Origin of the sequence: Streptomyces sp. CB00316 (genome assembly GCF_001905595.1) — a bacterium.
GTDB lineage: Bacteria > Actinomycetota > Actinomycetes > Streptomycetales > Streptomycetaceae > Streptomyces.
This window is the reverse complement of record NZ_LIXI01000007.1, coordinates 83,684-106,031: the sequence shown is the minus strand read 5'-3', so window position 1 is coordinate 106,031 and position 22,348 is coordinate 83,684. Positions and strand designations below refer to the sequence as shown.

The 22,348-nt window shown below is 71.7% G+C and carries 23 protein-coding genes and 2 pseudogenes; 18 read left to right on the top strand and 7 right to left on the bottom strand.

The genetic code is table 11. The features are described from left to right. Nucleotides 1-44 precede the first annotated feature (44 nt). The 7 genes from sufD (at nucleotide 45) to AMK21_RS20820 (ending at nucleotide 4,978) form a co-directional block, all read left to right on the top strand. Entirely contained in the window at nucleotides 45-1,226 is a 1,182-nt protein-coding gene (gene sufD, locus AMK21_RS20850; protein WP_073880120.1) for a Fe-S cluster assembly protein SufD, read from the top strand. After that, nucleotides 1,226-1,543: a bifunctional 3-phenylpropionate/cinnamic acid dioxygenase ferredoxin subunit gene (locus AMK21_RS20845; protein WP_073880118.1), complete on the top strand. Its 318-nt coding sequence runs from the start codon at nucleotides 1,226-1,228 to the stop codon at nucleotides 1,541-1,543. Before sufD ends, AMK21_RS20845 begins: the two co-directional genes overlap by 1 nt. A gap of 7 nt (nucleotides 1,544-1,550) precedes the next feature. Next, nucleotides 1,551-2,315 (top strand): Fe-S cluster assembly ATPase SufC, encoded by a 765-nt coding sequence (gene sufC / locus AMK21_RS20840; protein WP_073880116.1) that lies wholly within the window; start codon nucleotides 1,551-1,553, stop codon nucleotides 2,313-2,315. Next, a complete protein-coding gene (locus AMK21_RS20835) occupies nucleotides 2,312-3,580 on the top strand; it encodes a cysteine desulfurase (RefSeq protein ID WP_073880114.1) in 1,269 nt (422 codons plus the stop codon). Before sufC ends, AMK21_RS20835 begins: the two co-directional genes overlap by 4 nt. A 10-nt stretch (nucleotides 3,581-3,590) precedes the next feature. Continuing rightward, nucleotides 3,591-4,046 carry a Fe-S cluster assembly sulfur transfer protein SufU gene (gene sufU / locus AMK21_RS20830; RefSeq protein ID WP_073880112.1) on the top strand — a complete coding sequence of 152 codons (456 nt, stop codon included), beginning with the start codon at nucleotides 3,591-3,593 and terminating at the stop codon, nucleotides 4,044-4,046. Beyond that, nucleotides 4,043-4,381 (top strand): metal-sulfur cluster assembly factor, encoded by a 339-nt coding sequence (locus AMK21_RS20825; RefSeq protein WP_015607822.1) that lies wholly within the window; start codon nucleotides 4,043-4,045, stop codon nucleotides 4,379-4,381. The genes sufU and AMK21_RS20825 overlap by 4 nt, the downstream gene beginning before the upstream one ends. A 231-nt stretch (nucleotides 4,382-4,612) precedes the next feature. After that, on the top strand, nucleotides 4,613-4,978 hold the full coding sequence (locus AMK21_RS20820) for a VOC family protein (RefSeq protein WP_073880588.1): 366 nt from the start codon (nucleotides 4,613-4,615) through the stop codon (nucleotides 4,976-4,978). 20 nt (nucleotides 4,979-4,998) lie between these two features. Here the strand turns inward: AMK21_RS20820 and AMK21_RS20815 are convergent, their stop codons facing one another. Continuing rightward, on the bottom strand, nucleotides 4,999-5,982 hold the full coding sequence (locus tag AMK21_RS20815; RefSeq protein ID WP_073880110.1) for a hypothetical protein: 984 nt from the start codon (nucleotides 5,980-5,982) through the stop codon (nucleotides 4,999-5,001). Between the two features lie 282 nt (nucleotides 5,983-6,264). On the opposite strand from AMK21_RS20815, the gene AMK21_RS20810 reads away from it, so the two are divergent. Together AMK21_RS20810 and AMK21_RS20805 are read left to right on the top strand one after the other, a co-directional pair. Next, on the top strand, nucleotides 6,265-6,591 hold the full coding sequence (locus AMK21_RS20810) for a DMT family transporter (RefSeq protein ID WP_073880586.1): 327 nt from the start codon (nucleotides 6,265-6,267) through the stop codon (nucleotides 6,589-6,591). Then, nucleotides 6,591-7,154, top strand: coding sequence for a TetR/AcrR family transcriptional regulator (locus AMK21_RS20805; protein ID WP_073880108.1), 564 nt, complete (start codon nucleotides 6,591-6,593; stop codon nucleotides 7,152-7,154). Before AMK21_RS20810 ends, AMK21_RS20805 begins: the two co-directional genes overlap by 1 nt. Nucleotides 7,155-7,164: 10 nt before the next feature. Here AMK21_RS20805 and AMK21_RS34405 read toward each other — a convergent pair whose 3' ends face one another. After that, nucleotides 7,165-7,356, bottom strand: coding sequence for a hypothetical protein (locus AMK21_RS34405; protein WP_143194874.1), 192 nt, complete (start codon nucleotides 7,354-7,356; stop codon nucleotides 7,165-7,167). On the opposite strand from AMK21_RS34405, the gene dapD reads away from it, so the two are divergent. Next, nucleotides 7,355-8,353, top strand: a complete 999-nt coding sequence (gene dapD / locus AMK21_RS20800) for a 2,3,4,5-tetrahydropyridine-2,6-dicarboxylate N-succinyltransferase (RefSeq protein ID WP_073880106.1) — start codon at nucleotides 7,355-7,357, stop codon at nucleotides 8,351-8,353. The genes AMK21_RS34405 and dapD overlap by 2 nt on opposite strands. Before the next feature lie 16 nt (nucleotides 8,354-8,369). On the opposite strand, the gene dapA is transcribed toward dapD, so the two are convergent. Beyond that, nucleotides 8,370-9,251 carry a 4-hydroxy-tetrahydrodipicolinate synthase gene (gene dapA / locus AMK21_RS20795; RefSeq protein ID WP_073880105.1) on the bottom strand — a complete coding sequence of 294 codons (882 nt, stop codon included), beginning with the start codon at nucleotides 9,249-9,251 and terminating at the stop codon, nucleotides 8,370-8,372. 167 nt (nucleotides 9,252-9,418) lie between these two features. Here dapA and AMK21_RS20790 point away from each other — a divergent pair, with 167 nt between their 5' ends. The 5 genes from AMK21_RS20790 to AMK21_RS34885 all read left to right on the top strand — a co-directional run bounded on the left by AMK21_RS20790 (nucleotide 9,419) and on the right by AMK21_RS34885 (nucleotide 14,858). Continuing rightward, nucleotides 9,419-10,096 carry a DUF4232 domain-containing protein gene (locus AMK21_RS20790; protein WP_079181225.1) on the top strand — a complete coding sequence of 226 codons (678 nt, stop codon included), beginning with the start codon at nucleotides 9,419-9,421 and terminating at the stop codon, nucleotides 10,094-10,096. An 84-nt stretch (nucleotides 10,097-10,180) separates the two neighbouring features. After that, a complete protein-coding gene (locus tag AMK21_RS20785) occupies nucleotides 10,181-10,894 on the top strand; it encodes an antibiotic biosynthesis monooxygenase (RefSeq protein ID WP_073880103.1) in 714 nt (237 codons plus the stop codon). Nucleotides 10,895-10,996: 102 nt separating this feature from the next. Continuing rightward, complete coding sequence (locus AMK21_RS20780; RefSeq protein ID WP_073880101.1) at nucleotides 10,997-12,487, top strand: hypothetical protein; 1,491 nt, start codon at nucleotides 10,997-10,999, stop codon at nucleotides 12,485-12,487. Nucleotides 12,488-12,952: 465 nt separating this feature from the next. Continuing rightward, complete coding sequence (locus tag AMK21_RS20775; protein ID WP_073880099.1) at nucleotides 12,953-14,542, top strand: TROVE domain-containing protein; 1,590 nt, start codon at nucleotides 12,953-12,955, stop codon at nucleotides 14,540-14,542. Nucleotides 14,543-14,627: 85 nt separating this feature from the next. Next, complete coding sequence (locus AMK21_RS34885; RefSeq protein WP_143194873.1) at nucleotides 14,628-14,858, top strand: hypothetical protein; 231 nt, start codon at nucleotides 14,628-14,630, stop codon at nucleotides 14,856-14,858. A gap of 126 nt (nucleotides 14,859-14,984) precedes the next feature. On the opposite strand, the gene AMK21_RS20770 is transcribed toward AMK21_RS34885, so the two are convergent. Both AMK21_RS20770 and AMK21_RS20765 read right to left on the bottom strand, forming a co-directional pair. After that, the gene (locus AMK21_RS20770; RefSeq protein ID WP_073880097.1) at nucleotides 14,985-16,196 is read right to left on the bottom strand and encodes a TerD family protein; all 1,212 of its coding nucleotides are present in this window, start codon (nucleotides 16,194-16,196) and stop codon (nucleotides 14,985-14,987) included. Between the two features lie 76 nt (nucleotides 16,197-16,272). Continuing rightward, nucleotides 16,273-16,493 (bottom strand): annotated as a pseudogene (locus tag AMK21_RS20765) (hypothetical protein). Between the two features lie 261 nt (nucleotides 16,494-16,754). On the opposite strand from AMK21_RS20765, the pseudogene AMK21_RS35470 reads away from it, so the two are divergent. After that, nucleotides 16,755-16,994 (top strand): annotated as a pseudogene (locus tag AMK21_RS35470) (5-dehydro-4-deoxyglucarate dehydratase); the annotation flags it as partial. Further along, nucleotides 16,991-18,166 carry a hypothetical protein gene (locus AMK21_RS20755; RefSeq protein WP_073880093.1) on the top strand — a complete coding sequence of 392 codons (1,176 nt, stop codon included), beginning with the start codon at nucleotides 16,991-16,993 and terminating at the stop codon, nucleotides 18,164-18,166. The pseudogene AMK21_RS35470 and the gene AMK21_RS20755, both read left to right, overlap by 4 nt. 100 nt (nucleotides 18,167-18,266) lie before the next feature. Here the strand turns inward: AMK21_RS20755 and AMK21_RS20750 are convergent, their stop codons facing one another. Beyond that, complete coding sequence (locus AMK21_RS20750; protein ID WP_073880091.1) at nucleotides 18,267-19,718, bottom strand: peptidoglycan D,D-transpeptidase FtsI family protein; 1,452 nt, start codon at nucleotides 19,716-19,718, stop codon at nucleotides 18,267-18,269. Nucleotides 19,719-19,860: 142 nt separating this feature from the next. Further along, nucleotides 19,861-20,631 carry an IclR family transcriptional regulator gene (locus AMK21_RS20745; protein ID WP_073880089.1) on the bottom strand — a complete coding sequence of 257 codons (771 nt, stop codon included), beginning with the start codon at nucleotides 20,629-20,631 and terminating at the stop codon, nucleotides 19,861-19,863. 196 nt (nucleotides 20,632-20,827) lie between these two features. On the opposite strand from AMK21_RS20745, the gene AMK21_RS20740 reads away from it, so the two are divergent. Further along, entirely contained in the window at nucleotides 20,828-22,348 is a 1,521-nt protein-coding gene (locus AMK21_RS20740) for an aldehyde dehydrogenase (NADP(+)) (protein WP_073880582.1), read from the top strand.

Genomic DNA, 22,348 nt, shown 5'->3' with positions numbered 1-22,348 from the left:
AACCACCCCCCTTCTTGACTGAGAAAGCGAGCACTACGACAGCCATGGCTGAGGCTCAGAACACTCCGGTGGGCTCCACCACCGCCGGCTCCATCGCGGTGGCCGCCGAGTCGACCGTCGCCACGCGCATGAGCGCGCCTCCGTCCTTCGACGTCGCGGACTTCCCCGTCCCGCACGGTCGCGAGGAGGAGTGGCGCTTCACCCCGCTGGAGCGGCTGCGCGGGCTGCACGACGGCACCGCGGTCGCGAACGGCGGCGGTGTGAAGGTCGCGATCGAGGCGCCCGACGGCGTCAGCGTCGAGACGGTCGGCCGCGACGACGCGCGGCTCGGCAAGGCCGGTACGCCGGTGGACCGGGTCGCCGCCCAGGCGTACAGCTCCTTCGAGCAGGCCTCGGTCGTCACCGTCGCCAAGGAGGCCGTGCTCACCGAGCCCATCCGGATCACCGTGCACGGTGAGGGCGGCACCGCCTACGGTCACCAGCTCATCGAGCTGAAGCCCTTCGCCGAGGCCGTCGTCGTCATCGACCACACCGGTGACGCGGTGCTCGCCGCCAACGTCGACTACGTCCTCGGTGACGGCGCCAGGCTGACCGTCGTCTCCGTCCAGGACTGGGACGACACGGCCGTCCACGTCGGCCAGCACAACGCGCTGGTCGGCCGGGACGCCTCCTTCAAGTCGATCGTCGTCACCTTCGGCGGCGACCTGGTCCGCCTGCACCCGCGGGTCGCCTACGCGGCGCCCGGGGGCGAGGCTGAGCTCTTCGGTCTGTACTTCACCGACAAGGGCCAGCACCAGGAGCACCGCCTCCTGGTCGACCACAACACCCCGCACTGCAAGTCCAACGCGGTGTACAAGGGCGCACTCCAGGGCGACGGCGCGCACGCCGTCTGGATCGGGGACGTCCTCATCCAGGCCGTCGCGGAGGGCACCGACACCTACGAGATGAACCGGAACCTCGTCCTCACCGACGGCGCCCGGGTCGACTCCGTACCCAACCTGGAGATCGAGACCGGCGAGATCGTCGGCGCCGGCCACGCCTCGGCGACCGGCCGCTTCGACGACGAGCAGCTCTTCTACCTCCAGTCCCGCGGCATCCCGGCCGAGGAGGCCCGCCGCCTGGTCGTGCGCGGCTTCTTCGCCGAGCTGGTCCAGCAGATCGGCCTGCCGGACGTGGAAGCGCGTCTGCTCGACAAGATCGAGACCGAGCTGAGGGCGTCCGTCTGATGACCTTCGTCAAGGCGTGCGCGCTGAGTGAGCTGGAGGACGACACTCCGAAGCGGGTGGAGTTCGACGGCATACCGGTCTCCGTCGTCCGCACCGGGGGCGAGGTGTTCGCGATCAACGACATCTGCTCGCACGCGAACGTGTCGCTCTCGGAGGGCGAGGTGGAGGACTGTGCGATCGAGTGCTGGCTGCACGGCTCGTCGTTCGACCTCCGCACCGGCAAGCCGTCCGGCCTTCCCGCGACGCGCCCCGTCCCCGTATACCCCGTAAAGATCGAAGGGGACGATGTGCTCGTCTCCGTCACCCAGGAGTCCTGAGTCACCCATGGCAACGCTTGAAATCCGCGACCTGCACGTCTCCGTCGAGGCCGACAACGCCACGAAGGAGATCCTCAAGGGCGTCGACCTGACCGTGAAGCAGGGCGAGACCCACGCCATCATGGGCCCCAACGGGTCCGGCAAGTCCACCCTCGCGTACTCGCTCGCGGGTCACCCCAAGTACACGATCACGAGTGGCACGGTCACCCTGGACGGCGAGGACGTCCTGGAGATGTCCGTCGACGAGCGCGCCCGCGCCGGCCTGTTCCTGGCCATGCAGTATCCCGTCGAGATCCCCGGTGTCTCGGTCTCCAACTTCCTGCGCACCTCCGCCACCGCCGTCCGCGGCGAGGCGCCCAAGCTGCGTACGTGGGTCAAGGAGGTCAAGGAGACGATGGCCGGGCTCCAGATGGACCCCGCCTTCGCCGAGCGCAACGTCAACGAGGGCTTCTCCGGCGGTGAGAAGAAGCGCCACGAGATCCTTCAGCTGGAGCTCCTCAAGCCGAAGATCGCCGTCCTGGACGAGACCGACTCCGGCCTGGACGTCGACGCGCTCAAGACCGTCTCCGAGGGTGTCAACCGGGTCCGCGCGACCGGCGAGGTCGGCACGCTGCTGATCACGCACTACACCCGCATCCTGAAGTACATCCAGCCCGACTTCGTGCACGTGTTCGCCAACGGCCGGATCGCGGCCTCCGGCGGTGCCGAGCTGGCCGACCAGCTGGAGAATGAGGGCTACGAGGCATACACGAAGGGTGGCGCTTCCGCGTGACTGACGCCCGACAGGGGCTCACCGGCCTCCTCGACACCGAGGCGATCCGCAAGGACTTCCCGATCCTGGACCGCACGGTCCACGACGGCAAGAAGATCGTTTACCTGGACTCCGCGGCGACCTCGCAGAAGCCGCGCCAGGTTCTCGACGCGCTGAACACGTACTACGAGCGCCACAACGCGAACGTGCACCGCGGCGTCTACACGGTCGCCGAGGAGGCCACCGCGCTGTACGAAGGCGCCCGTGACAAGGTCGCGGCCTTCATCAACGCGCCGAGCCGCAACGAGGTGATCTTCACCAAGAACGCCTCGGAGTCGCTCAACCTCGTGGCCAACATGCTCGGCTGGGCGGATGAGCCCTACCGGGTGGACCGCGACACCGAGATCGTCACCACGGAGATGGAGCACCACTCCAACATCGTGCCGTGGCAGCTGCTCTCGCAGCGCACCGGCGCGAAGCTGAAGTGGTTCGGCATCACCGACGACGGCCGGCTCGACCTGTCGAACATCGACGAGATCATCACCGAGAAGACGAAGATCGTCTCCTTCACGCTGGTCTCCAACATCCTGGGCACCGTCAACCCGGTCGAGCAGATCATCCGCCGCGCCCAGCAGGTCGGCGCGCTGGTCTGCATCGACGCCTCGCAGGCGGCCCCGCACATGGTGCTGGACGTGCAGGCGCTCCAGGCCGACTTCGTGGCCTTCACCGGCCACAAGATGGTCGGTCCGACCGGCATCGGCGTGCTCTGGGGACGACAGGAGCTCCTGGAGGACCTGCCGCCGTTCCTCGGTGGCGGCGAGATGATCGAGACCGTGTCGATGCACTCGTCCACCTACGCTCCGGCGCCGCACAAGTTCGAGGCCGGTACGCCCCCGATCGCCCAGGCCGTCGGCCTCGGCGCGGCCGTGGACTACCTCTCCTCGATCGGCATGGAGAACATCCACCAGCACGAGAAGGCGATCACCCAGTACGCGGTGAAGCGCCTCCTGGAGGTCCCCGACCTGCGGATCATCGGTCCGGCGACGGCCGAGGACCGCGGGGCGACGATCTCCTTCACCCTCGGGGACATCCACCCGCACGACGTGGGCCAGGTCCTCGACGAGATGGGCATCTGTGTCCGGGTCGGCCACCACTGCGCGCGCCCGGTCTGCCTGCGGTACGGAATTCCCGCGACGACGCGAGCGTCGTTCTATCTGTACTCCACGCCCGCCGAGGTAGACGCACTGGTGGACGGGCTGGAGCACGTCCGGAACTTCTTCGGCTGAGGGCGTAACGGTGAAGCTTGATTCCATGTACCAGGAAGTGATCCTGGACCACTACAAGCACCCCCACGGGCGTGGCCTGCGGGACGGCGACGCCGAGGTGCACCACGTCAACCCGACGTGCGGCGACGAGATCACGCTCCGGGTGAAGTACGACGGCGAGACCATCGCCGACGTGAGCTACGAGGGCCAGGGCTGCTCCATCAGCCAGGCCAGCGCCTCCGTGCTGAACGAGCTGCTCGTCGGCAAGGAGCTGCCCGAGGCGCAGAAGATCCAGGCCGCCTTCCTGGAGCTGATGCAGTCCAAGGGCCAGCTGGAGCCGGACGACGCGATGGAGGAGGTGCTGGAGGACGCCGTGGCGTTCGCCGGCGTCTCCAAGTACCCCGCCCGGGTCAAGTGCGCGCTGCTGAGCTGGATGGCGTGGAAGGACGCGACGGCGAAGGCGCTGTCCGAAGGGAAGACCGCATGAGCGAGAACGAGACCGCGACCATGAAGCCGGCCTCCGAGGAGGAGGTCCGCGAGGCGCTGTACGACGTCGTCGACCCCGAGCTGGGCATCGACGTCGTCAACCTGGGCCTGATCTACGGCATCCATGTCGACGACGCCAACATCGCCACCCTCGACATGACCCTGACGTCCGCGGCCTGCCCGCTGACCGATGTCATCGAGGACCAGGCGAAGTCCGCCACGGACGGCATCGTCAACGAGCTCCGGATCAACTGGGTCTGGATGCCGCCGTGGGGCCCGGACAAGATCACGGACGACGGGCGCGAGCAGCTGCGCGCGCTCGGCTTCAACGTCTGATCCCGCGTCGGCACCACGCGAACGGCCGTGCCCGCCAGTCCTGCCGGCGGACACGGCCGTTCGCGTTCGCCCAGGCGAACAGCGGCCCGAAGAAGCCCGGACAGGCGATCTGCGGGCCGAGCAGGACGGGCGCGACCCCGTGGCTGAGCAGGCGTTTCACGGAGTGTCTCCGGAAGGCGCTGCGTAGGGGTGCGGGTGCGGCTGTCGTACCGGCCGGGCACACTGTCCGGCATGGCCGTCTCCATGTACCACCTCGCCGTCGATGCCCATGACCTGCCGCTCCTGGCCCGCTTCTGGAGCGCCGTGCTGGACTGGCAGGTGCTCTTCGAGGACGAGGGCGAGATCGTCATCGGCGCCCACGAGACGGCGCTGCCGGGCATGTGCTTCCTCCCCGTGCCGGAGGGGAAGACCGTCAAGAACCGGCTGCACATCGACCTGACGCCCGACGACCAGGACGCCGAGGTGGAGCGCATTCTCGCGCTCGGCGCACGCCGGCTGGATGTCGGGCAGGGGCCGGAGGCCACCTGGGTGGTGCTGGCCGACCCCGAGGGCAACGAGTTCTGTGTGCTGCGCCCGAAGCGGACGCTGACCGACTGAGCCCGCCGGGCCGTGCGGCCCTACGCCGGGGTGGTCGGCGGCGGCCCGTACTGCTCCGGCAGGTTCTGTGCCGCCGCCTCCGCCAGGACCGGGGCCAGGCCCTCGTTGCGCATCCGGAGGTCCACGTACAGCAGTCCGGTCATCAGGGGCGGGAAGATCGACGAGAAGAGCTGGCTCACCAGCCCGCTGACCATGGACAGCACCACGATGCCGCCGAACAGGGCGAGGATCTCCCCGCCGCTGGGTTCGCCCGTCATGTCCGTGCTGCCCAGGAAGCCGGGGATCACGCCGAGCGCCTGGAACGGCATCTGGATCATGTAGCCGACCACGGACGCCAGCCCGAAGGCGAGCAGGGTGATGCCGAGGACCCGCCACCAGCTGCCCTGTACCAGCCGGGACGAGCGGCGCAGCGCCGCGACCGGGCGCTGTGCCTCGAAGACCACGATCGTCGGGGCCAGGGAGAACTTCACCCAGAGCCAGATCGCGACCGGGGCGAGCACCAGCCAGCCGAGGAGGCCGAACAGGAACAGCGGGCCCGCGGTGTCCGAGTCGCCGAGCGAGACGGCGTTCACCACGGTCGCGACCATGGTGAACATGATGACCAGGAAGGGGATGGTCACGGCCAGCCCCAGCAGGAACACCGTGCCGATCACGGCCCAGACCCGTGACCAGGCCCGCCTCCAGACGGTGCCGAAGCCGATCGGGCGGCCCAGGACGGCTTCCTGGAGGACCACCGGGACCGCAGCCTGGACGACCGCCGACGCCAGCAGGTAGGCGATGACGCCGATGACCATCAGGACGCCGAACGCGATGCCCAGCGGGACCAGTTGGGCCGTGTCCGGTTCGCCGGGCCCGGTCAGGTCGTCCCAGTTGGCCGCCACGGTGGAGAAGGCGATGGCCACCCCGATGCCCAGCACGGCCGTCGCCGCGCCGAAGAGCGCCAGGGCTATCCCGACCAGCGGTTTCCAGTAGCCGCCGATCGTCGCGAAGGCGCCGCTGAGCATGTCCGAGACCCTCAGCGGCGCCAGGGGTATCACCCCCGGCCTGGGCGGCGCCGCCCATCCGCCCATCCAGCCACCCGGTCCCTGCGCTCCCCCGTGGAAGGGCCCCCCACCGTGGGGCGCGCCGTACGGGCCACCACCCCACCCTGCATCCTGCGCCACTGTCGCTCCGCTCACGTCGTCGGCCCGTGGTCCGGGCCATGTCATCGGTCGGCACACCGTAGCGCCCCTGGAGTGGGGCGATGATATGTACGGCCGTACGCAACGATGCGTACACTCGTACACATGGGATACGCATACGGACTGCTGGCCGCGGCGATCGCGGCGGAGGTGGCCGGGACGACGGCCATGAAGTACAGCGAGGGCTTCACCCGGCTCTGGCCCTCGATCGGCACGGCGGTGGGGTATCTGATCGCCTTCACCCTGCTTGCGCAGACCCTCAAAACGCTCTCCGTGGGCACCGCGTACGCGATCTGGGCCGGCGTCGGCACAGCGGCCGTGGCCCTCATCGGCATCCTGTTCCTGGGGGAGTCCAGCAGTCTCGTCAAGATCGCGGGGGTGGCCCTGATCGTCGCCGGGGTCGTCGTGCTCAACCTGGGAGGAGCGCACTGATGGCCCGCCGGTACGACCCCGAGCGGCGGACGCGGATCGTCGACGCGGCGCTGCGGGTGATAGCGGCCGACGGGATAGCAGGGCTCAGCCACCGCACGGTGGCCGCCGAGGCCGATGTGCCGCTCGGCTCGACCACGTACCACTTCGGCTCGCTGGACGAGCTGCTGACGGCCGCCCTGCGCCGGTCCAACGAGAACTTCGCCCAGGCGCTGCGCGACAGTGCCGCCTTTGCCGGGGAGTCCTCCGCCCAGGGCACCGGCGGCGGACTCGCCGATGACCTGACCCGGGTGCTGGGGGAGTGCTTCGCGGGGGAGCGGGGCGCGATCGAGCTGGAGTACGAGCTGTACCTGGCGGCCCTGCGCCGCCCGGCCCTGCGACCCGTCGCCGCCGAGTGGACCCAGTCCGCGGTCGAGGTGCTGTCCGCGCGCACCGACCCGGCCACCGCGCGGGCGCTGGTCGCGCTGATGGACGGCGTCTGCCTCCAGGTGATGCTGACCGGCTCCGCCTTCGACGTGGCCTACACCCGAGAGATGCTGGCCCGGGTGGTGGACGGCTGCGCCTGAGCGGCCCTGGTCAGCCCAGGCCGCGTACGGTCTCCAGCGCCGTGCGCACGCTCGCCTCGATGTCCGTGATCGGGTACAGCACGCCGCCGGGGGAGCGGTGCTGGCGGCGTGGCAGCTGCCCGTACCGGGGGCGCGGGTGCCGGGGCCGGAAGCCGAGACCGGTTCGCCCGAGCGGGCCCCGGCCGGTTAGGTTTCTGTCCATGACCGACACGACTTCCCAGGCCACTTCCCGTACCACCGGCGCCGTCGCCGCCGGCCTCGCCACCGTCGCCGGTGACGGCACCGTCCTCGACACCTGGTTCCCCGCCCCCGAGCTGAGCGCCGAGCCCGGCCCGGCCGGTACGCAGCGGCTCACCCCGGACGAGGCGGTCAACCGCCTCGGTGAGGGCGCCGCCCGGGCCATCGGCGTGGACGCCCGGCGCGGCGTCGAGGTCGTCGCCGTCTCCACGGTCATCTCCTCGCTGGAGGACAAGCCGCTCGACGCGCACGACGCTTACCTGCGCCTGCACCTGCTCTCGCACCGGCTCGTCCAGCCGCACGGCCAGAACCTCGACGGTGTCTTCGGCCTGCTGGCCAACGTGGCCTGGACCTCGCTCGGCCCGGTCGCGGTCGAGGACCTGGAGCGGGTCCGCCTCAACGCCCGCGCCGAAGGGCTGCACCTCCAGGTGACCTCGGTCGACAAGTTCCCGCGGATGACGGACTACGTCGCCCCCAAGGGCGTACGGATCGCCGACGCCGACCGGGTCCGCCTCGGCGCGCACCTCGCGGCCGGGACCACCGTCATGCACGAGGGCTTCGTCAACTTCAACGCGGGCACGCTCGGCACCTCCATGGTCGAGGGCCGCATCTCCGCGGGCGTCGTCGTCGGCGACGGCTCCGACATCGGGGGCGGCGCCTCCACCATGGGCACCCTCTCCGGCGGCGGAAACGTCCGTATCGTCATCGGCGAGCGCTGCCTGGTCGGCGCGGAGGCCGGCGTCGGCATCGCGCTGGGCGACGAGTGCGTTGTGGAGGCCGGGCTGTACGTCACGGCCGGCACCCGCGTCACGCTGCCGGACGGCCAGGTCGTCAAGGCCCGTGAGCTCTCCGGCGCCTCCAACATCCTCTTCCGCCGCAACTCGGTCACCGGCACCGTCGAGGCCCGCCCGAACAACGCGGTGTGGGGCGGCCTGAACGAGGTCCTGCACGCCCACAACTAGTGTTTGGAGCAGCGCTTCAGGCCGCGAGGAGCTCCTCGTACGCCGCAAGCAGCCCGTCGACCGCCTCGCGGCCGGCGGGCTGCAGCGGTTCCCGGACCGGGCCCGCGTCCAGCAGGGCCTTCGCGGTGACGGTGCCGGGCAGCCCGCCCGCCATCATCATTTCGGCCAGCCGGACCGTCAGCCCGTTCAGCCGCGCCGCCTCGTCCGTACGCCCCGCGTCGAACGCGTCCAGCGGTGCCCGCATCTGACGCGGGGCCACGTTGGCGACGGTGCTGACATAGCCCGCGCCGCCCAGCGCGTACAGCGGGAGGTTCAGCTCCTCGCACCCCGAGTAGTACGCCAGCGAGCTTTGCGCCAGCACCTTCGTGGAGCCGAGCAGGTCCGACGCGCAGTCCTTCACCGCGACGATCCGCGGGTGGTCCGCGAGCCGCAGCAAGGTCTCCGGCTCGATGCGGACGCCGGTGCGGGCGGGGATGTCGTACAGCATCAGGGGTACGCCGGTGGCCTCGGCGACCCGCAGGAAGTACGTCTCCACGGCGGCCTGCGGCGGCCGGCTGTAGTACGGCGGCACCACCAACAACCCGTCCGCGCCGGCCCCTTCGGCCTCCCGCGCCAGGCGCACCGCGTGCGCGGTGTCCGCGCTGCCGACGCCGGAGAGCAGCGGCACCCCGTCGCCGACCTCCGCCCGGACCGCACGCAGCAGGTCCGACTTCTCCGCGTCCGACGTGGTGGGCGACTCCCCGGTGGTGCCGCTGAGGACCAGCCCGTCGCACCCCTCGGCCATCAGGTGCGCGGCGTGGGCGCGGGCGGCGTCGAGGTCCAGCGCCCCGGTGGCGGTGAACGGCGTGATCATGGCGCAGAGCGTGCGGCCGAAGGGGCGCGGTGCGGTGGCAGTCATGTCCGAAGTGTCGGCTCCGGTGACCGTGAAGGTCCACTTAGATCTGCTTGTCCGCACCGGGAAGAGATGCTGAACAGTGCCCTAGGAGAGCCCGCCCCCTGACATGATCGAACACACGGACGGCATATGGCCGGGGGTGCGACGAGGGCGGGCGAGGGGTGGACGGCATGGGTGAGCGGGTGCGGGACCGAGTGCGGACGTGGAGGCCGGCCCCGGTGGCGTGGGTGGTGCTGACGGCGGTGGCCGCCACCGCGCTGACCGGCTGCTCGGGGTTCCTCGTCCCGGCCGGTGAGGGTGAACGCGCCCCCACCCCGTCCGCCCGGGCCGCAACGCCGCCTCCGCCCCCCGTCACCCCGCCGCCGGTCGCCGACGTTCCTGCGCAGGGCCCGGGCCCGTCCCCCACGCCCACGCCCACGCCCACCGGCACGTGCCCCGCCTCCGGGGCCGTGGTGACCATGGGGGAGGTGCTGACCGCGATGATGAGCCGTGCGGCCGTCCTGACCCTGACCAACTGCGGCTCGAAGCCCTACCGGGTCGACGGCTACCCCTCGGTCCAGGCGCTCGGCGAGGGCGGTGAGCGCCTCCCGGTGAAGGTCAACCCGGCGGGCTCGATGTTCGGCCGCGACCAGGGCCCCGAGGCGCTCACCCTGAAGCCGGGCGCCACCGTGAAGTCGATGCTCGCCTGGGTCTCCACCCAGGAGGGTGGCGAGCTCGTCATGGCCGACGCCCTGGAACTGGCCGCCGCCCCCGACGCCGGGGCGCGGGTCCAACCCCTGGAGGGCCACGACATCCGGTACATGGACGAGCTGAACATCACGGCCTGGCGGGCGGAGCTTCCCGAGTGACCACCCTTGACCTCAAGCCTGCTTGAGGTGTGACGGTGGTGGCGACGGCGCACCGGACGGTGCGCCTGAGAGGGGAGTGCCACCATGACCGTGCAGTTCACCGACCGCCCGGACCCGGCCCGTGACGACGCCGGGATCGCCAAGGCCAGTACCTGGGACGTCGGTACGCCGGAGCGGCAGCGGCAGGCCGTCGACGCCATCAGGAAGGCGTGGGAGAGCCGGGAGTGGCCGCACCCCGGGCTGCTCTCGTACAGCGTCTACGCGGGCGAGGACGGCAGGACCCTGCTGCACTACTCCCAGTGGGCCGGCGAGCAGGCCTACCAGGACTTCGTCCGGGAGAGCCGCGACGCCCGCAACGCCGACATCGACGCCGCCGTGCCCGGCATCGAACGCCTCGCCCTGCACACGTACGAGCTCTACCGCTCCGGACTCCGGGCCGCGGGCGACACCCGCGAGCCCGGGTGCGTCGTGATCGTCGACGTGGAGTTCGCCGGCCCTGACCCGGCCCGGCAACGGGACTGGGTGGACGCCGTGTTCGAGGCGCTCGGCGAGGACTCCCGCACCCCCGCCGGCGGCATCGCCGCACACTTCCACGTCAGCACCGACGGCACCCGGGTCCTCAACTACGCCGAGTGGGAGAGCGCCGGACACCACATCGCGGCCCTCGCCGCACCCGGCGAGGGGATCGGCTCCCCGTCACCGCTGTGGGAACGCGTCCAGAAGTACCCGGGGATGACCGGCGGGGGCGTGAACCGCTACACGCCCGCGCTCAGCATGGAGGCGGGCGCGGGCGCATGAAGGGCGCGCCGGACGGCGGGCGGCGAATGACGTCTAGGCTTGGACGGCTGAACCGCGTACGCACTCCGTACGTTCCCGCGCACGCACCGAGGAGAACTCCCGATGTCCGCAGAGCGCCCCATCCTGCCGCCGGTGCGGCTGCACTCCGAGGCCGAACTGGCGCGGGACGCACTCGCCGCACCGCTGTTCGTGCGCGCCGTGAAGCTCGCCCGCTGGGCCGGCCCGGACACCCGTGTCGGCGCGGGCGGCGAACTCGTCGAGGAGCAACTGCCCACCGCCGCCGAGCACCTCGGCCTCCCCGCCGACGAGGAGGGCGCCGCGTACGCCGGCGAGGCCTGGCGGCTCGCCGTGGACACCGGGCTCCTCGACGTGACGGACCCGGAGGAGGGGGAGCTCCCGGAGGGCTCGGAGGACACGGAGGCCGAGGGCACCGTCACCGCGGGCGAGAGCCTGGCGCTGCTCACCTCCGGCTCCCCGCAGGACATCCTCGGGATCTGGCTCGACGGCCTCGACGCCGTGCACGCCGACGCCACCGCGCCCGTCCTGGACGACTTCGCGGACCTCGTCGGTGAGGACGGCTCGATCGACTTCGACGCCCTGGACTGGGACCCGGAGTCGGAGGCGGAGTTCCTCGACGGGGTCCTCGGCAACCTCTACCTGCTCACCCTCGCGGACAACGGCGCGGGCGAGGGCCCGGTGCCGCTGCCCGCCCTCGCCGCGTCGATGATCGTCCCCGACGACATGGGCGAGCCCACCGACGACATCCTGGAGCAGGTGTCCGAGGCGATGATGCGGCTCGACGACCAGTTCCGGCTCCTCGAACCCATCGGGATCGTCGAATACCAGCCGGTCGACGAGGCGTTGATGGTCGAGGAGGGCGAGACGGCGGACGCCTCCGCCGCCGGGGCCGACGAGGAGGACGTCACCCGGTACGGGATGGTCAAGCTCACCCCGCTCGGCCTGTACGGCGTCCGGGCCCGGATGCTGGAGGCCGGGGTGGACGCCCCCGCCGTCGGCGACCTCGCCGACAAGGGCGCCGACGCCCTCCTCGACGGCATCGCGCACTACCCGGAGGCCGCCGCCCGCGCCGAGATCCAGCTGTGGCTCGCCGGGCGCGGCCCCCAGGGCGCGGTCGCGGCGGCAGCCGAACTGCTGGCGGCGGCGCGCGGCACGGACGAGGGCGCCCCGCTGCGCCGCCTCAACTGCCAGCAGGCACTCGCCCTCGCCGGTGAGGAGGCCGAACCCGCCGTACGCGCGGTCCTCGGCGACCAGGAACTCGGCGGCCTGGCCCGGGTCTGGCTCGCCGAGCACGGCGCGTCCGACATCCCGCCCCCGCCGGAGGCCATGATCTTCTGGCTGGCCATCGACACGATCGCCGCCCAACTGGACGCGGACGGCGAACTCGACGAGCTCCAGGGACTGATCGAGGGGCTCTCCGCCCAGCACAGCGGCTTCTTCGACAAGGTCTGGCGCGTCGACCACCCGGCCACCGGCGCTGTGCTGGAGGCCATGGGCCGCCTGCACAGCGACAAGAAGGCGGCGAAGGACGCCCGGAAGGCCGCGTTCAAGGCCCGGTCGCGCACGGGGCGCTGAGGAGGGCGTAGCTCAGGTGTCGCTGACATCGACAGCGGCGGTCACTCGCGGTCAGGGCGCCTCCTGAGCGGCCGGACTACGAAGGTGTCCGGCGAGCTGGACCGTACCTCCGGTTGCGCACGGAAATCCCTTCGCGCCTCCGGAGGTTGTTCTCTAAGGTCATGGACATGCACCTCCCGGTGCGAAGGCGGCGGCTCCTTCTTCCAACGAAATACGCCGCAGCCACTGTTGATCTCGGGAGGCGCGAGCGCCGGGGTGCCCGGTGCGCAGACGACGGATACTTCCTTGATCTGGCGGTTGCGGGTTCGAGTCCCGCCCGGCTTCGGCCGGTAGCTCAAGTGGGTAGAGCACCAGAATGTTCTCCGGCGTCGACCCCGGGTCGTTCAACGGCCCCGATCTCGGGCACCCCGTTCCGCCGCCGCGTCCTCCCCACGAACCAGGATTCAGGAATTCGGGGGAATTCTCATGGCCCGCTTCAACCAGCGCGTCACCCAGCTCCGTACCGTCCTTTCGCGGCCCACCTCGCCCGTCACCACGACCGGTGCGCTCGCGGCCAACCACCAGGGCGGGACCGGGCGTGTGCGGGACGCCCGGTCCGAGCTCTTCCTTCTCGCCGTCGCCAACTTCGTGGCGCAGGAGACCTTCTACGAGGGCGGCGAGGAGCGCGACACCCGGTTCGCCGTCCTCGTGCGCCGCCTCGCCGTCGAAGACCCCGCCTGGACCGCGGGGCTCCTCCACTGGCTGCGCCGCGACGGGCAGATGCGGACCGCCTCGCTGGTCGGCGGCGCGGAGTACGTGAAGGCGCGGCTGGACGCGGGGTGCACCGAGGGGCCGACGAACCGGCAGGTCATCGACTCCGTACTGCTGCGCGCCGACGAGCCGGGCGAGCTGCTCGGCTACTGGACCTCCCGCTACGGCCGTGCTCTGCCCAAGCCCGTCAAGCGGGGCATCGCCGATGCCGTACGCCGCCTCTACACCGGCCGGGTGCTGCTGAAGTACGACACCGCGTCCAAGGCCTTCCGCTTCGGTGACGTCCTCAACCTGGTGCACGCCGCGCCGGACCCGGCCAAGCCCTGGCAGGGCGAGCTGTTCCGGTACGCGCTGGACCGCAGGCACCGGCCCGAGAACGCCGCGCCGCCCCTCGACGACCGCACCCTGACCGCCCACCGGGCCCTCATGGAGCTGCCGGTCGCCGAGCGTCGCGCCGTCGTCACCGGGCCCGGCGGCGCCGAGCGGCTGGCCGAGGCCGGGATGACCTGGGAAGCGCTGGCGGGCTGGCTGCAGGGGCCGATGGACGCGGCGGCGTGGGAGGCGGTCATCCCCTCCATGGGGACGATGGCGCTCGTGCGCAACCTCCGGAACTTCGACGAGGCCGGGGTGAGCGACGAGGTCGCGGCCGGGGCGGCGGAACGGATCAGCGACCCCGAGGCCGTCGCCGCGTCCCGGCAGTTCCCCTTCCGCTACCTGGCCGCCCACCGGCACGCGCCCTCGCTGCGCTGGGCGTACCCGCTGGAGCAGGCGCTCGGCCACTCGCTCAGCCAGGTCCCGGCGCTGCCCGGCCGCACCCTGGTCCTGGTCGACCGCTCCGGTTCCATGTGGTCACGGCTCTCCGAGCGCTCCCAGCTGAACCGGGCCGACGCGGCCGCCGTCTTCGGCGCCGCCCTCGCGCTGCGCGCAGCCGACGCGGACCTGGTGGAGTTCGGCACGACCAGCGCGCCGGTGACGTACCGCACGGGCGAGTCGGTGCTCAGGGTCCTGGAGCGCTTCGGCAACCTGGGCGGCACCGACACCGTGCGGGCGGTGGAGCGCCACTACCGGGGCCACGACCGGGTGCTCATCGTCACCGACGAGCAGGCGTCGTACACTCACCGTGGCGATGCCACCCGGAGCGTTCCGGACACGGTGCCCGTCTACACCTGGAACCTGGCCGGATACCGGCTCGGCCACGCCCCGTCGGGCGACGGAAACCGCCACACGTTCGGGGGGCTTTCCGACGCCGCGTTCCGCATGGTTCCGCTGCTGGAGGCGGGGGTAAGCGCTGACTGGCCCTGGTGAGCACGGGTCACGAATCCGGCACTTCTGGGGCTCGGGCGGCAAACGGGCATGGCGTCGGGCCTTCACAGGGCGCATACTCGACTTAATGAAACAGTCAGCCGGCTCCCGGCGATACCTGCCTTCCAGTCCCTTCAACCGCCCGGCCCAGGACGCCCCACCGGTCGAATGCTTCGATGTGGGCGACAGGGTGTCGCACGACCAGTTCGGGCTCGGCAGAATCCTTGCTGTCGAGGGCGACAACGACGCAGTCCTCATCGACTTCTCCGGGCGACAGGGGAGGATCCTGAGCCCGTACTCCAAACTGACCAAGCTCTGAGACACCGCACGAGCACGAGCAGCGTCCGTCTTCTCCGGATCCGGGGCACCTGAATCACATCAGGTGCCCCGGATGCCGTTGTTGCCCGGGCTCACCAGGCCTCCAGGGGCTACCGGGCCCCGGAGGTCAGAGGGACTTGGCGGCGGGCTTCACCATGCCCCGTACGGTGCGTGACTTCACGAACTCGCCCATCGCCGTCATCTCCCACTCGCCGGTGAACTGCTTGATCAGCTTGGCCATCATGACGCCGGTCTGCGGCTCGGCGCCGGTCAGGTCGAAGCGGACCAGCTCCTCGCCGGTGGCCGCGTCGATCAGGCGGCAGTAGGCCTTGGCGACCTCGCTGAACTTCTGGCCGGTGAACGAGTTCACCGTGAAGACCAGGCCCGTCGCCTCGGCCGGGATGCGGCCCAGGTCCACGACGATCGTCTCGTCATCCCCGGCGCCCTCACCCGTGAGGTTGTCGCCGGAGTGCTTGATCGCCCCGTTGAGGATGGAGAGCTTGCCGAAGTAGCAGCTGTCCAGGTGGTTCCGGTTGGGGCCGTAGGCGATGACCGAGGCGTCCAGGTCGATGTCCTTGCCGCGGAACGCGGGCTCCCAGCCCAGGCCCATCTTGACCTGGGAGAGGAGCGGGGCGCCGCCCTTGACCAGGGAGACGGTCTGGTTCTTCTGGAGGTTGACCCGGCCCTTGTCGAGGTTGATCTTCCCGGCAGCGGCGGCGGGCGGGGCTGCGGGCGGTGCCGGGGGAGCGGCGGGGGCCGGCGGGGCGATCCTCGGGTCGACCGGGGCGGCCGCCGGAGCCACCGGGGCGGCCGCGGCCGGGACCGGCGGGGCGGCCGGCTCCTCGACCGATACGCCGAAGTCCGTGGCGATGCCGGCCAGTCCGTTCGCATACCCCTGGCCGACCGCGCGGGCCTTCCAGGCGCCGTTGCGCCGGTACACCTCGATGACCACGAGCGCCGTCTCGCCGCCCAGCTGGGGCGGGGTGAACGTGGCGAGCGCGGCGCCGTCGTCGGCGTTGCGCACGGTGGCGGTGGGCTCGATGCCCTGGAAGGTCTGGCCTGCGGCGTCGGGGCTCGCGGTGACGACGATCTTCTCGATGCCGGGCGGGACCGCGGTGGTGTCCACCACGATGGCGTCGGGTGCGGAGCCCCCGCCGGCGCGGTAGGTCACACCGGGGCCGGAGGGCTGGTTGTAGAAGATGAAGTCGTCGTCGGAGCGCACCTTGCCGTCGGCGGTGAGCAGCAGGCCCGAGACGTCGAGCCGCACCGGAGCGGCGACGTCCACCGCCACACGGACGGCGGAGAGAGGGATGTTCGAGCCGGGGGTCATTGCGGTCATGCACGGGGTAACGAACGACCCCGCTTTGCCGTTCCCTTACCTTTGCGGCTGTCCGGCATGCCGCCCTCCGCGACGCTCAGCGGCGGTTGCGCGGGTGGTCGCGGGCCGTGCGTTCGTTGCCGTGCTTGTACGCGCCGGTCAGCGCGCCCTCACCCTCTGTGCGTCGCCCGCTGCCACCTCGGCCAGGAACCTCTCCGCCCGGCCGCCGCGCAGGGTGCCCGCCGGGCGGCCGTGGTGGGTGACGATGACGCTCCGGTCGCCGTGCTGTTCGTACTGGAATCCGGAAGGCCGCGGCATGTCCGCATCCTGCCGCTCCGGCGGTCCCCAGTCCATTCATATGCGTGGACGTGTCAGCGGTGAGGCGAGGTGCGTCAGGAGGCCTCCTCGGCCTTGACCCGCCATCAAGAGCTGCTCTAACGTTGCCGTGTTCAGAAATATGTACACCGGTCAGATTCGTGCACGCTTGAATCTGCTCAGGGAGCGCCCGTGACCTCAGCCCCCCTCGCCGCCCGACTCAGCGAAGTCGCCGGGCCGCTCCTCTTCCCCGTGACCGCCTACGGACCGGACGGCACCGTCGACCTCGACGTCTTCAGGGCCCCCGTGCGCGCCGGGATCGACGTTTACGCCGTCTCCCTGGTCAAGGCGGGCGTCCGGCTCCAGGGCCTGGACGTCGGCGAGGTGCGCACCCCGCTCACCGAGCCGCCCGCCGCTCACGTCAAGGACCTCATCGCGAGCGGCCGCGCCCTGCTGGCCGGGCGCGCCTCCGAAGGCGAGCGGGGAACGGGGGAGCGGGCGTGAAGGCGAGCGCTTTCCTCTACCCGTGGGACGTGGTCGGGGACCCGGCCGCCGCCGCCCGCATCGCCGACCTCGGCGTCCGGCAGGTCACCCTCGCCTCCGCCTACCACTCCACCCGGGCCCTGACCCCCCGCCACCCCGCCCACCGCATCGTCACAGCCGAACACGCCGCAGTCCTCCACCCGCCGGACCCGGACCGCTGGGCGGGGCGCGCCCTCGCCCCGTACCGGCAGAGCTGGATGGTGGGCGAAGACCCGTACGGCGAGGCGGCCGAGGCGCTGGCCGCCGCCGGTCTCGAGGTGCACAGCTGGGTCGTCCTCGCGCACAACTCCCGCCTGGGCGCCGAGCACCCGGACACCTCGGTCGTCAACGCGTACGGGGACCGCTACCCCTGGGCCCCCTGCATCGCCCGCCCCGCCGTCCGCGCCTACCTCGTGGACCTGGCCGCCGATGCCGCCGCCCGGCCCGGCGCGCGCGGCACCGAGCTGGAGTCCTGTGGCTGGTACGGCTTCGCCCATCTCCACGCCCACGACAAGGTCAGCGGCGTCGGCCTCGGCGACGCGGCGCAGTACCTGATGTCGCTCTGCTTCTGCGCGGAGTGCCGCCAGGGGTACGGGGAGGCCGGCGCCGACCCGGACGAACTGGCCGCCGCCGTCCGCCGCGCCCTGGAACCGGCCTGGTCCGGCAGCGGCTCCACGGAGTCCGGCTGGGACGGCGTCGGCAAGCTGCTGGGCCCCGGTCTCGCGGACGCCACCTGGCGCTGGCGCGGCCGGGTGGCCCGTACGTTGCAGGAGTCGGCCGTCGCCGCCGTACGGGCCGAGGCCCCGCCGGGCTTCCAGGTGCTGCTGCACGCCGACCCCGCCCCGTACCGCACCGGCGCCAACGCCGGCGTGGACCCCGGCCACATCCTCGCCGTGGCGGACGGCGTCGTCCTGCCCTGCACGGGGCCCGACGCCGTACGGGAGACGGTTCTCGGGCCGTTCACGGGCCGCACCGGAGTGCTCGCGGCCAACTTCGGCGTGGTCAGCGGCATGGGCGGCAGCCCGGCCACCCTGGAGCGCGACGCGGCCCACGCCGCCTCGCTCGGCGCGGACCAACTGCGCCTGTACCACGCGGGCCTGGCCTCCGGCCCGGACCTGGCGGCCGTGGCCGGGGCGCTGTCACGGATCGGGTGAGGCGGAGGGGGTGGGGTCGACCCCGTAAAGCAGTTGCTCGGCGTGAAGTCGTGAAGTAGTCCGACGGGGCCGGTGTGCGCTCGGCCACCGGCGCTCGGACTCACCGCTCCAGCGCCGCCTTCATCATCTTCTGCGCGATCGGCGCCGCCAGGCCGTTACCGCTGACCTCGGAGCGCGCCGAGCCGGAGTCCTCGACGATCACCGCGACGGCGACCTCCTTGCCGCTGCTGTCGTCCTTCGCGTACGACGTGAACCAGGCGTACGGGGTGTTGCTGTTGTCCACGCCGTTCTGCGCGGTCCCCGTCTTTCCGCCGACCTCGGCCCCGGCGATCTTCGCGTTGGTGCCGGTGCCCTCCTCGACGACGGTCACCATCGCGCTGCGGAGCTGCTCGGCGGTCTCCTCCTTCACGACCCGCTCGCTCTCCCCGTCGCCGGTCTCCTCCAGCGCGGAGCCGTCCCCGTCCGTCACCGCCGAGACCATGTGCGGCGCGGCCAGCTCACCCCCGTTGGCCAGGGCCGCGGTGACCATCGCCATCTGGAGCGGGGTCGCGGTGACCTCGAACTGGCCGATGCCGGTCAGCGCCGTCTGCGCCTCGTCCATGCCGGTCGGGTAGACGCTCTCGGCGGCCCGCACCGGGACGTCCAGCTTCTCGGTGTCGAAGCCGAACGCGTCCGCCATCTTCTTCACCTTGTCCTGGCCGAGGTCGGCGGCCACCTTGGCGAAGACGTTGTTGCAGGAGTAGCGGAGGGCGGTGCGCAGGGTCGCGTTCTCGCAGGGGGCGGAGGCGTTCTCGTTGCGCAGGACGGTACGGGTGCCGGGCAGGGTGTACGGGTCGGGGCTGTCGGTCGCCTCGTCGACGGAGCCGTGAAGACCGTTCTCCAGCGCCGCCGCCGCGACCACCAGCTTGAACGTGGAGCCCGGCGCCAGCGGTTGCCGCAGTGCCCGGTTGACCAGCGGCTTCTCCTTGTCGTCCAGCAGCTCCTTCCAGGCTTCGCCGTCGTCCGTACCGCTGATCTCCGACGGGTCGTACGAGGGCGTGGAGACCATGCCCAGGATGCGGCCGGTCTTCGGGTCGACGGCCACGGCCGCGCCCTTGTCGTCGCCGAGCGCCTCGTAGGCAGCTTTCTGGACGCCCGGGTCGATGGTGGTGAGGACGTTGCCCGGGGCGGCCTGCCTGCCGGTGATCAGGTCGGCCGGGTTCTTCAGACGGTCGTCCGTGCCGTCCAGCACGTCGCTGTAGATGCCTTCGAGCTGGGTCGCCCCGTACGCCTGCGAGCTGTAGCCCGTCACGGCCGCGTAGAGCTCGCCCTGCGTGTAGGTCCTCTTGTACCGGAGGTCGCCGCCACTGGTCCCCTTCGATCCGGTGACCGGCGAACCGGCCACGATGATGTCCCCGAGCGGGTGCGCGTACTGCGCGATGGTGTTCCGCCGGTTGTGCTCGTCGTCTGCGAGCGCCTTGGCCTGGTAGCCCTGCACCCACGTCGCCCGCACCAGCAGGGCGAGCACCATGAGCAGGCAGAAGACCGAAGCGCGCCTGATTGTCTTGTTCATCCCGCTGGAGGGACGAGCGGGGGCGTTCCGCCCGTTCCCGGTTGTTCCGCTTCTCACCGATTTCTCACGCGGCCCACAGGCGGTGACGCTCGGGCCACCACCAACCGGGACCCGGCCGATGCGGTACGGGACGGGGTAGAGCTCACAGCCTCCGCGTGGCGAGGGTGAGGCGGTCGCGGGCGTCCAGCAGGGCGTCCTTCACCGTCTGCTCGTGGCCGGGGGTGAGGCGGGCGACCGGGACCGAGCAACTGATCGCGTCGCGTGCGGGCGTCCGGTAGGGGATGGCCACGCCGAAGCAGCGCAGGCCGAGGGTGTTCTCCTCGCGGTCCACCGCGTAGCCCTGCTCGCGGACCAGCCGCAGCTCCCCGATGAGCTTCTCGCGGTCGGTGATGGTGTGTTCCGTCAGCGCGGGGAGCGTCTCGGGGAGCATCTTGCGGACCTGCTCGTCGCTGTGGGTGGCCAGCAGGGCCTTGCCGAGCGAGGTGGAGTGCGCGGGCAGCCGACGGCCGACCCGGGTGAAGGGGCGCAGGTAGTGCTGGGACTGCCGGGTGGCGAGGTAGACCACGTTCGTCCCGTCGAGCCGGGCCAGGTGGATGGTCTCCGTGGTGTCGTCGGAGAGCCGGTCCAGGGTGGGCCGGGCGGCGGCCACGACCTCGTCGCCGTCGATGTAGGACGTGCCGACCAGTAGGGCCCGCACCCCGATCCCGTACCGCGTGCCCGTCGCGTCCGTCTCCACCCAGCCGAGCTCCACCAGGGTGCGCAGCAGCATGTAGAGGCTGGACTTGGGGTAGCCCACGGCCTCCTGGACGGCGGTGAGCGAGTGCATGCCGGGGCGCCCCGCGAAGTATTCGAGCAGCTCCACCGTCCGTACCGCGGACTTGACCTGTGCCCCACCGGACTCGGCGACCGACATCGCCCCACGCTCCTTCTTCGGCTTCTTCGGCCCTCGGCTCTGTGCCCGAAAAGCCCGCCACCATGGATTGCCAACACGGAAGGCCCGGAAATAGAGTCCGAGCACGTTCACGATCAGGAACTCTGTTCAGAATACCGAACGCGGTCTGATGTGCGGCCCCGTGTGCGAGGACCGCCAGAACCCGGAGGGAATCACGGTGAGTGCAGCACCAGTCTGGAGTGTCGACCCCCGCAGCGGGAAGCCGCGCGAGCAGGTCGCCGTGGAGGCTACCGCCGAGGAGGTCGACCGGGTGGTCCGGGCGGCCCACGCCGTACGCGACGCCCTGGCCGACCGCCCGGCACGCGCCGCGTTCCTGCGCGCCGCGGCGGAGCTGCTGGAGGAGTCCGGCGAGCACATCATCGAGGCCGCCGACGCGGAGACCGCCCTCGGCCCGGCCCGGCTCACCGGGGAACTCGCGCGCACCGCGGCCCAGTTGAGGGCCTTCGCGGAGGTCGTCGACGAGGGCGCCTACCTCGACATCCGCATCGACCACGAGGACGGCTCCCGCACCCCGCCCTGGCCCGACCTGCGCCGCTGGAAGATCCCGCTCGGGGTCGTCGCCGTCTACGCGGCCAGCAACTTCCCGCTCGCCTTCTCCGTCCCCGGCGGCGACACCGCCAGCGCCCTGGCGGCGGGCTGCCCGGTCGTCGTCAAGGTCCACCCCGGCCACCCGGCCACGTCCGAGCTCTGCGCCTCGGTCCTCCGCCGCGCCGCCGCCCGCACCGGCCTGCCCGAGGACGTGGTGACCCTGGTCCACGGCTTCGACGCGGGCGTCGAGCTGGTCCGCCACCCGCTGGTGAGCGCGGCGGGCTTCACCGGATCGGTACGCGGTGGACGCGCCCTGTTCGACGCGGCGGCCGCCCGCCCCGTCCCCATCCCCTTCCACGGCGAACTCGGCTCGCTCAACCCGGTCGTGGTCACCGAGGCGGCCGCCGCCGAGCGTTCCGCGGAGATCGGCGCCGGGCTCGGCGCCTCGATGACCCTGGGCGTCGGCCAGTTCTGCACCAAGCCCGGTTTCGTCCTCGCCCCGTCCGGCGACGCGGGCGACCGGCTGGTGAAGGCCCTCACCGAGACGGTCGGCGACACCGGATCGGGTGTGATGCTGGACCACCGGATGCGGGACGCGTTCCTCACAGGCGTACGCGAACGGGCCGGACTCCCGGATGTCGAGGCCCCCGTCACCCCCGGCGCGGGCGGCGAGCACACGGTCTCCGCCGGATTCCTGACCGTACCGGCGGGCAGGCTCACCGCCGAGGGCCCGCACGACGCGCTGCTGGAGGAGTGCTTCGGCCCGGTCACCGTGATCGCGCGCTACGACTCCGAGGACGAGGTCGCCGCCGTACTCGCCCGGCTCCCCGGCAACCTCACCGCCACCCTCCAGACCGCGGCGCAGGTCGACGACCCGGAGGCGGCCGGGCTCCTCGCCGCCCTCACCCCGCTGGCCGGCCGCATCCTGGTCAACGGCTGGCCGACCGGCGTCGCCGTCGCCCCCGCCCAGCACCACGGCGGGCCCTACCCCGCCACCACCTCCCCCTCCACCTCGGTCGGTGCCACCGCCATCGAGCGCTGGCTGCGCCCGGTGACGTACCAGAGCACCCCCGACCCGCTCCTCCCGCCGGAACTGCGCGAGGCCAACCCCCTGTCCCTGCCCCGCCGCGTGGACGGACGCCGCGCATGA

Bases quoted from the DNA above. Each gene is read 5' to 3' on its own strand.
- AMK21_RS20750 (WP_073880091.1), bottom strand. From the start codon at position 19,718: ATGAACAAGACAATCAGGCGCGCTTCGGTCTTCTGCCTGCTCATGGTG.
- AMK21_RS20780 (WP_073880101.1), top strand. From the start codon at position 10,997: ATGTCCGCAGAGCGCCCCATCCTGCCGCCGGTGCGGCTGCACTCCGAG.
- AMK21_RS20815 (WP_073880110.1), bottom strand. From the start codon at position 5,982: ATGCTCAGCGGCGCCTTCGCGACGATCGGCGGCTACTGGAAACCGCTG.
- AMK21_RS34405 (WP_143194874.1), bottom strand. From the start codon at position 7,356: ATGGACAGAAACCTAACCGGCCGGGGCCCGCTCGGGCGAACCGGTCTC.
- dapA (WP_073880105.1), bottom strand. From the start codon at position 9,251: ATGACTGCCACCGCACCGCGCCCCTTCGGCCGCACGCTCTGCGCCATG.
- AMK21_RS20825 (WP_015607822.1), top strand. From the start codon at position 4,043: ATGAGCGAGAACGAGACCGCGACCATGAAGCCGGCCTCCGAGGAGGAG.
- AMK21_RS20805 (WP_073880108.1), top strand. From the start codon at position 6,591: ATGGCCCGCCGGTACGACCCCGAGCGGCGGACGCGGATCGTCGACGCG.
- sufD (WP_073880120.1), top strand. From the start codon at position 45: ATGGCTGAGGCTCAGAACACTCCGGTGGGCTCCACCACCGCCGGCTCC.
- AMK21_RS20810 (WP_073880586.1), top strand. From the start codon at position 6,265: ATGGGATACGCATACGGACTGCTGGCCGCGGCGATCGCGGCGGAGGTG.
- AMK21_RS20785 (WP_073880103.1), top strand. From the start codon at position 10,181: ATGACCGTGCAGTTCACCGACCGCCCGGACCCGGCCCGTGACGACGCC.
- AMK21_RS20790 (WP_079181225.1), top strand. From the start codon at position 9,419: ATGGGTGAGCGGGTGCGGGACCGAGTGCGGACGTGGAGGCCGGCCCCG.
- AMK21_RS20820 (WP_073880588.1), top strand. From the start codon at position 4,613: ATGGCCGTCTCCATGTACCACCTCGCCGTCGATGCCCATGACCTGCCG.
- AMK21_RS20775 (WP_073880099.1), top strand. From the start codon at position 12,953: ATGGCCCGCTTCAACCAGCGCGTCACCCAGCTCCGTACCGTCCTTTCG.
- dapD (WP_073880106.1), top strand. From the start codon at position 7,355: ATGACCGACACGACTTCCCAGGCCACTTCCCGTACCACCGGCGCCGTC.
- sufC (WP_073880116.1), top strand. From the start codon at position 1,551: ATGGCAACGCTTGAAATCCGCGACCTGCACGTCTCCGTCGAGGCCGAC.
- AMK21_RS20770 (WP_073880097.1), bottom strand. From the start codon at position 16,196: ATGACCGCAATGACCCCCGGCTCGAACATCCCTCTCTCCGCCGTCCGT.
- AMK21_RS20745 (WP_073880089.1), bottom strand. From the start codon at position 20,631: ATGTCGGTCGCCGAGTCCGGTGGGGCACAGGTCAAGTCCGCGGTACGG.
- AMK21_RS34885 (WP_143194873.1), top strand. From the start codon at position 14,628: ATGAAACAGTCAGCCGGCTCCCGGCGATACCTGCCTTCCAGTCCCTTC.
- AMK21_RS20845 (WP_073880118.1), top strand. From the start codon at position 1,226: ATGACCTTCGTCAAGGCGTGCGCGCTGAGTGAGCTGGAGGACGACACT.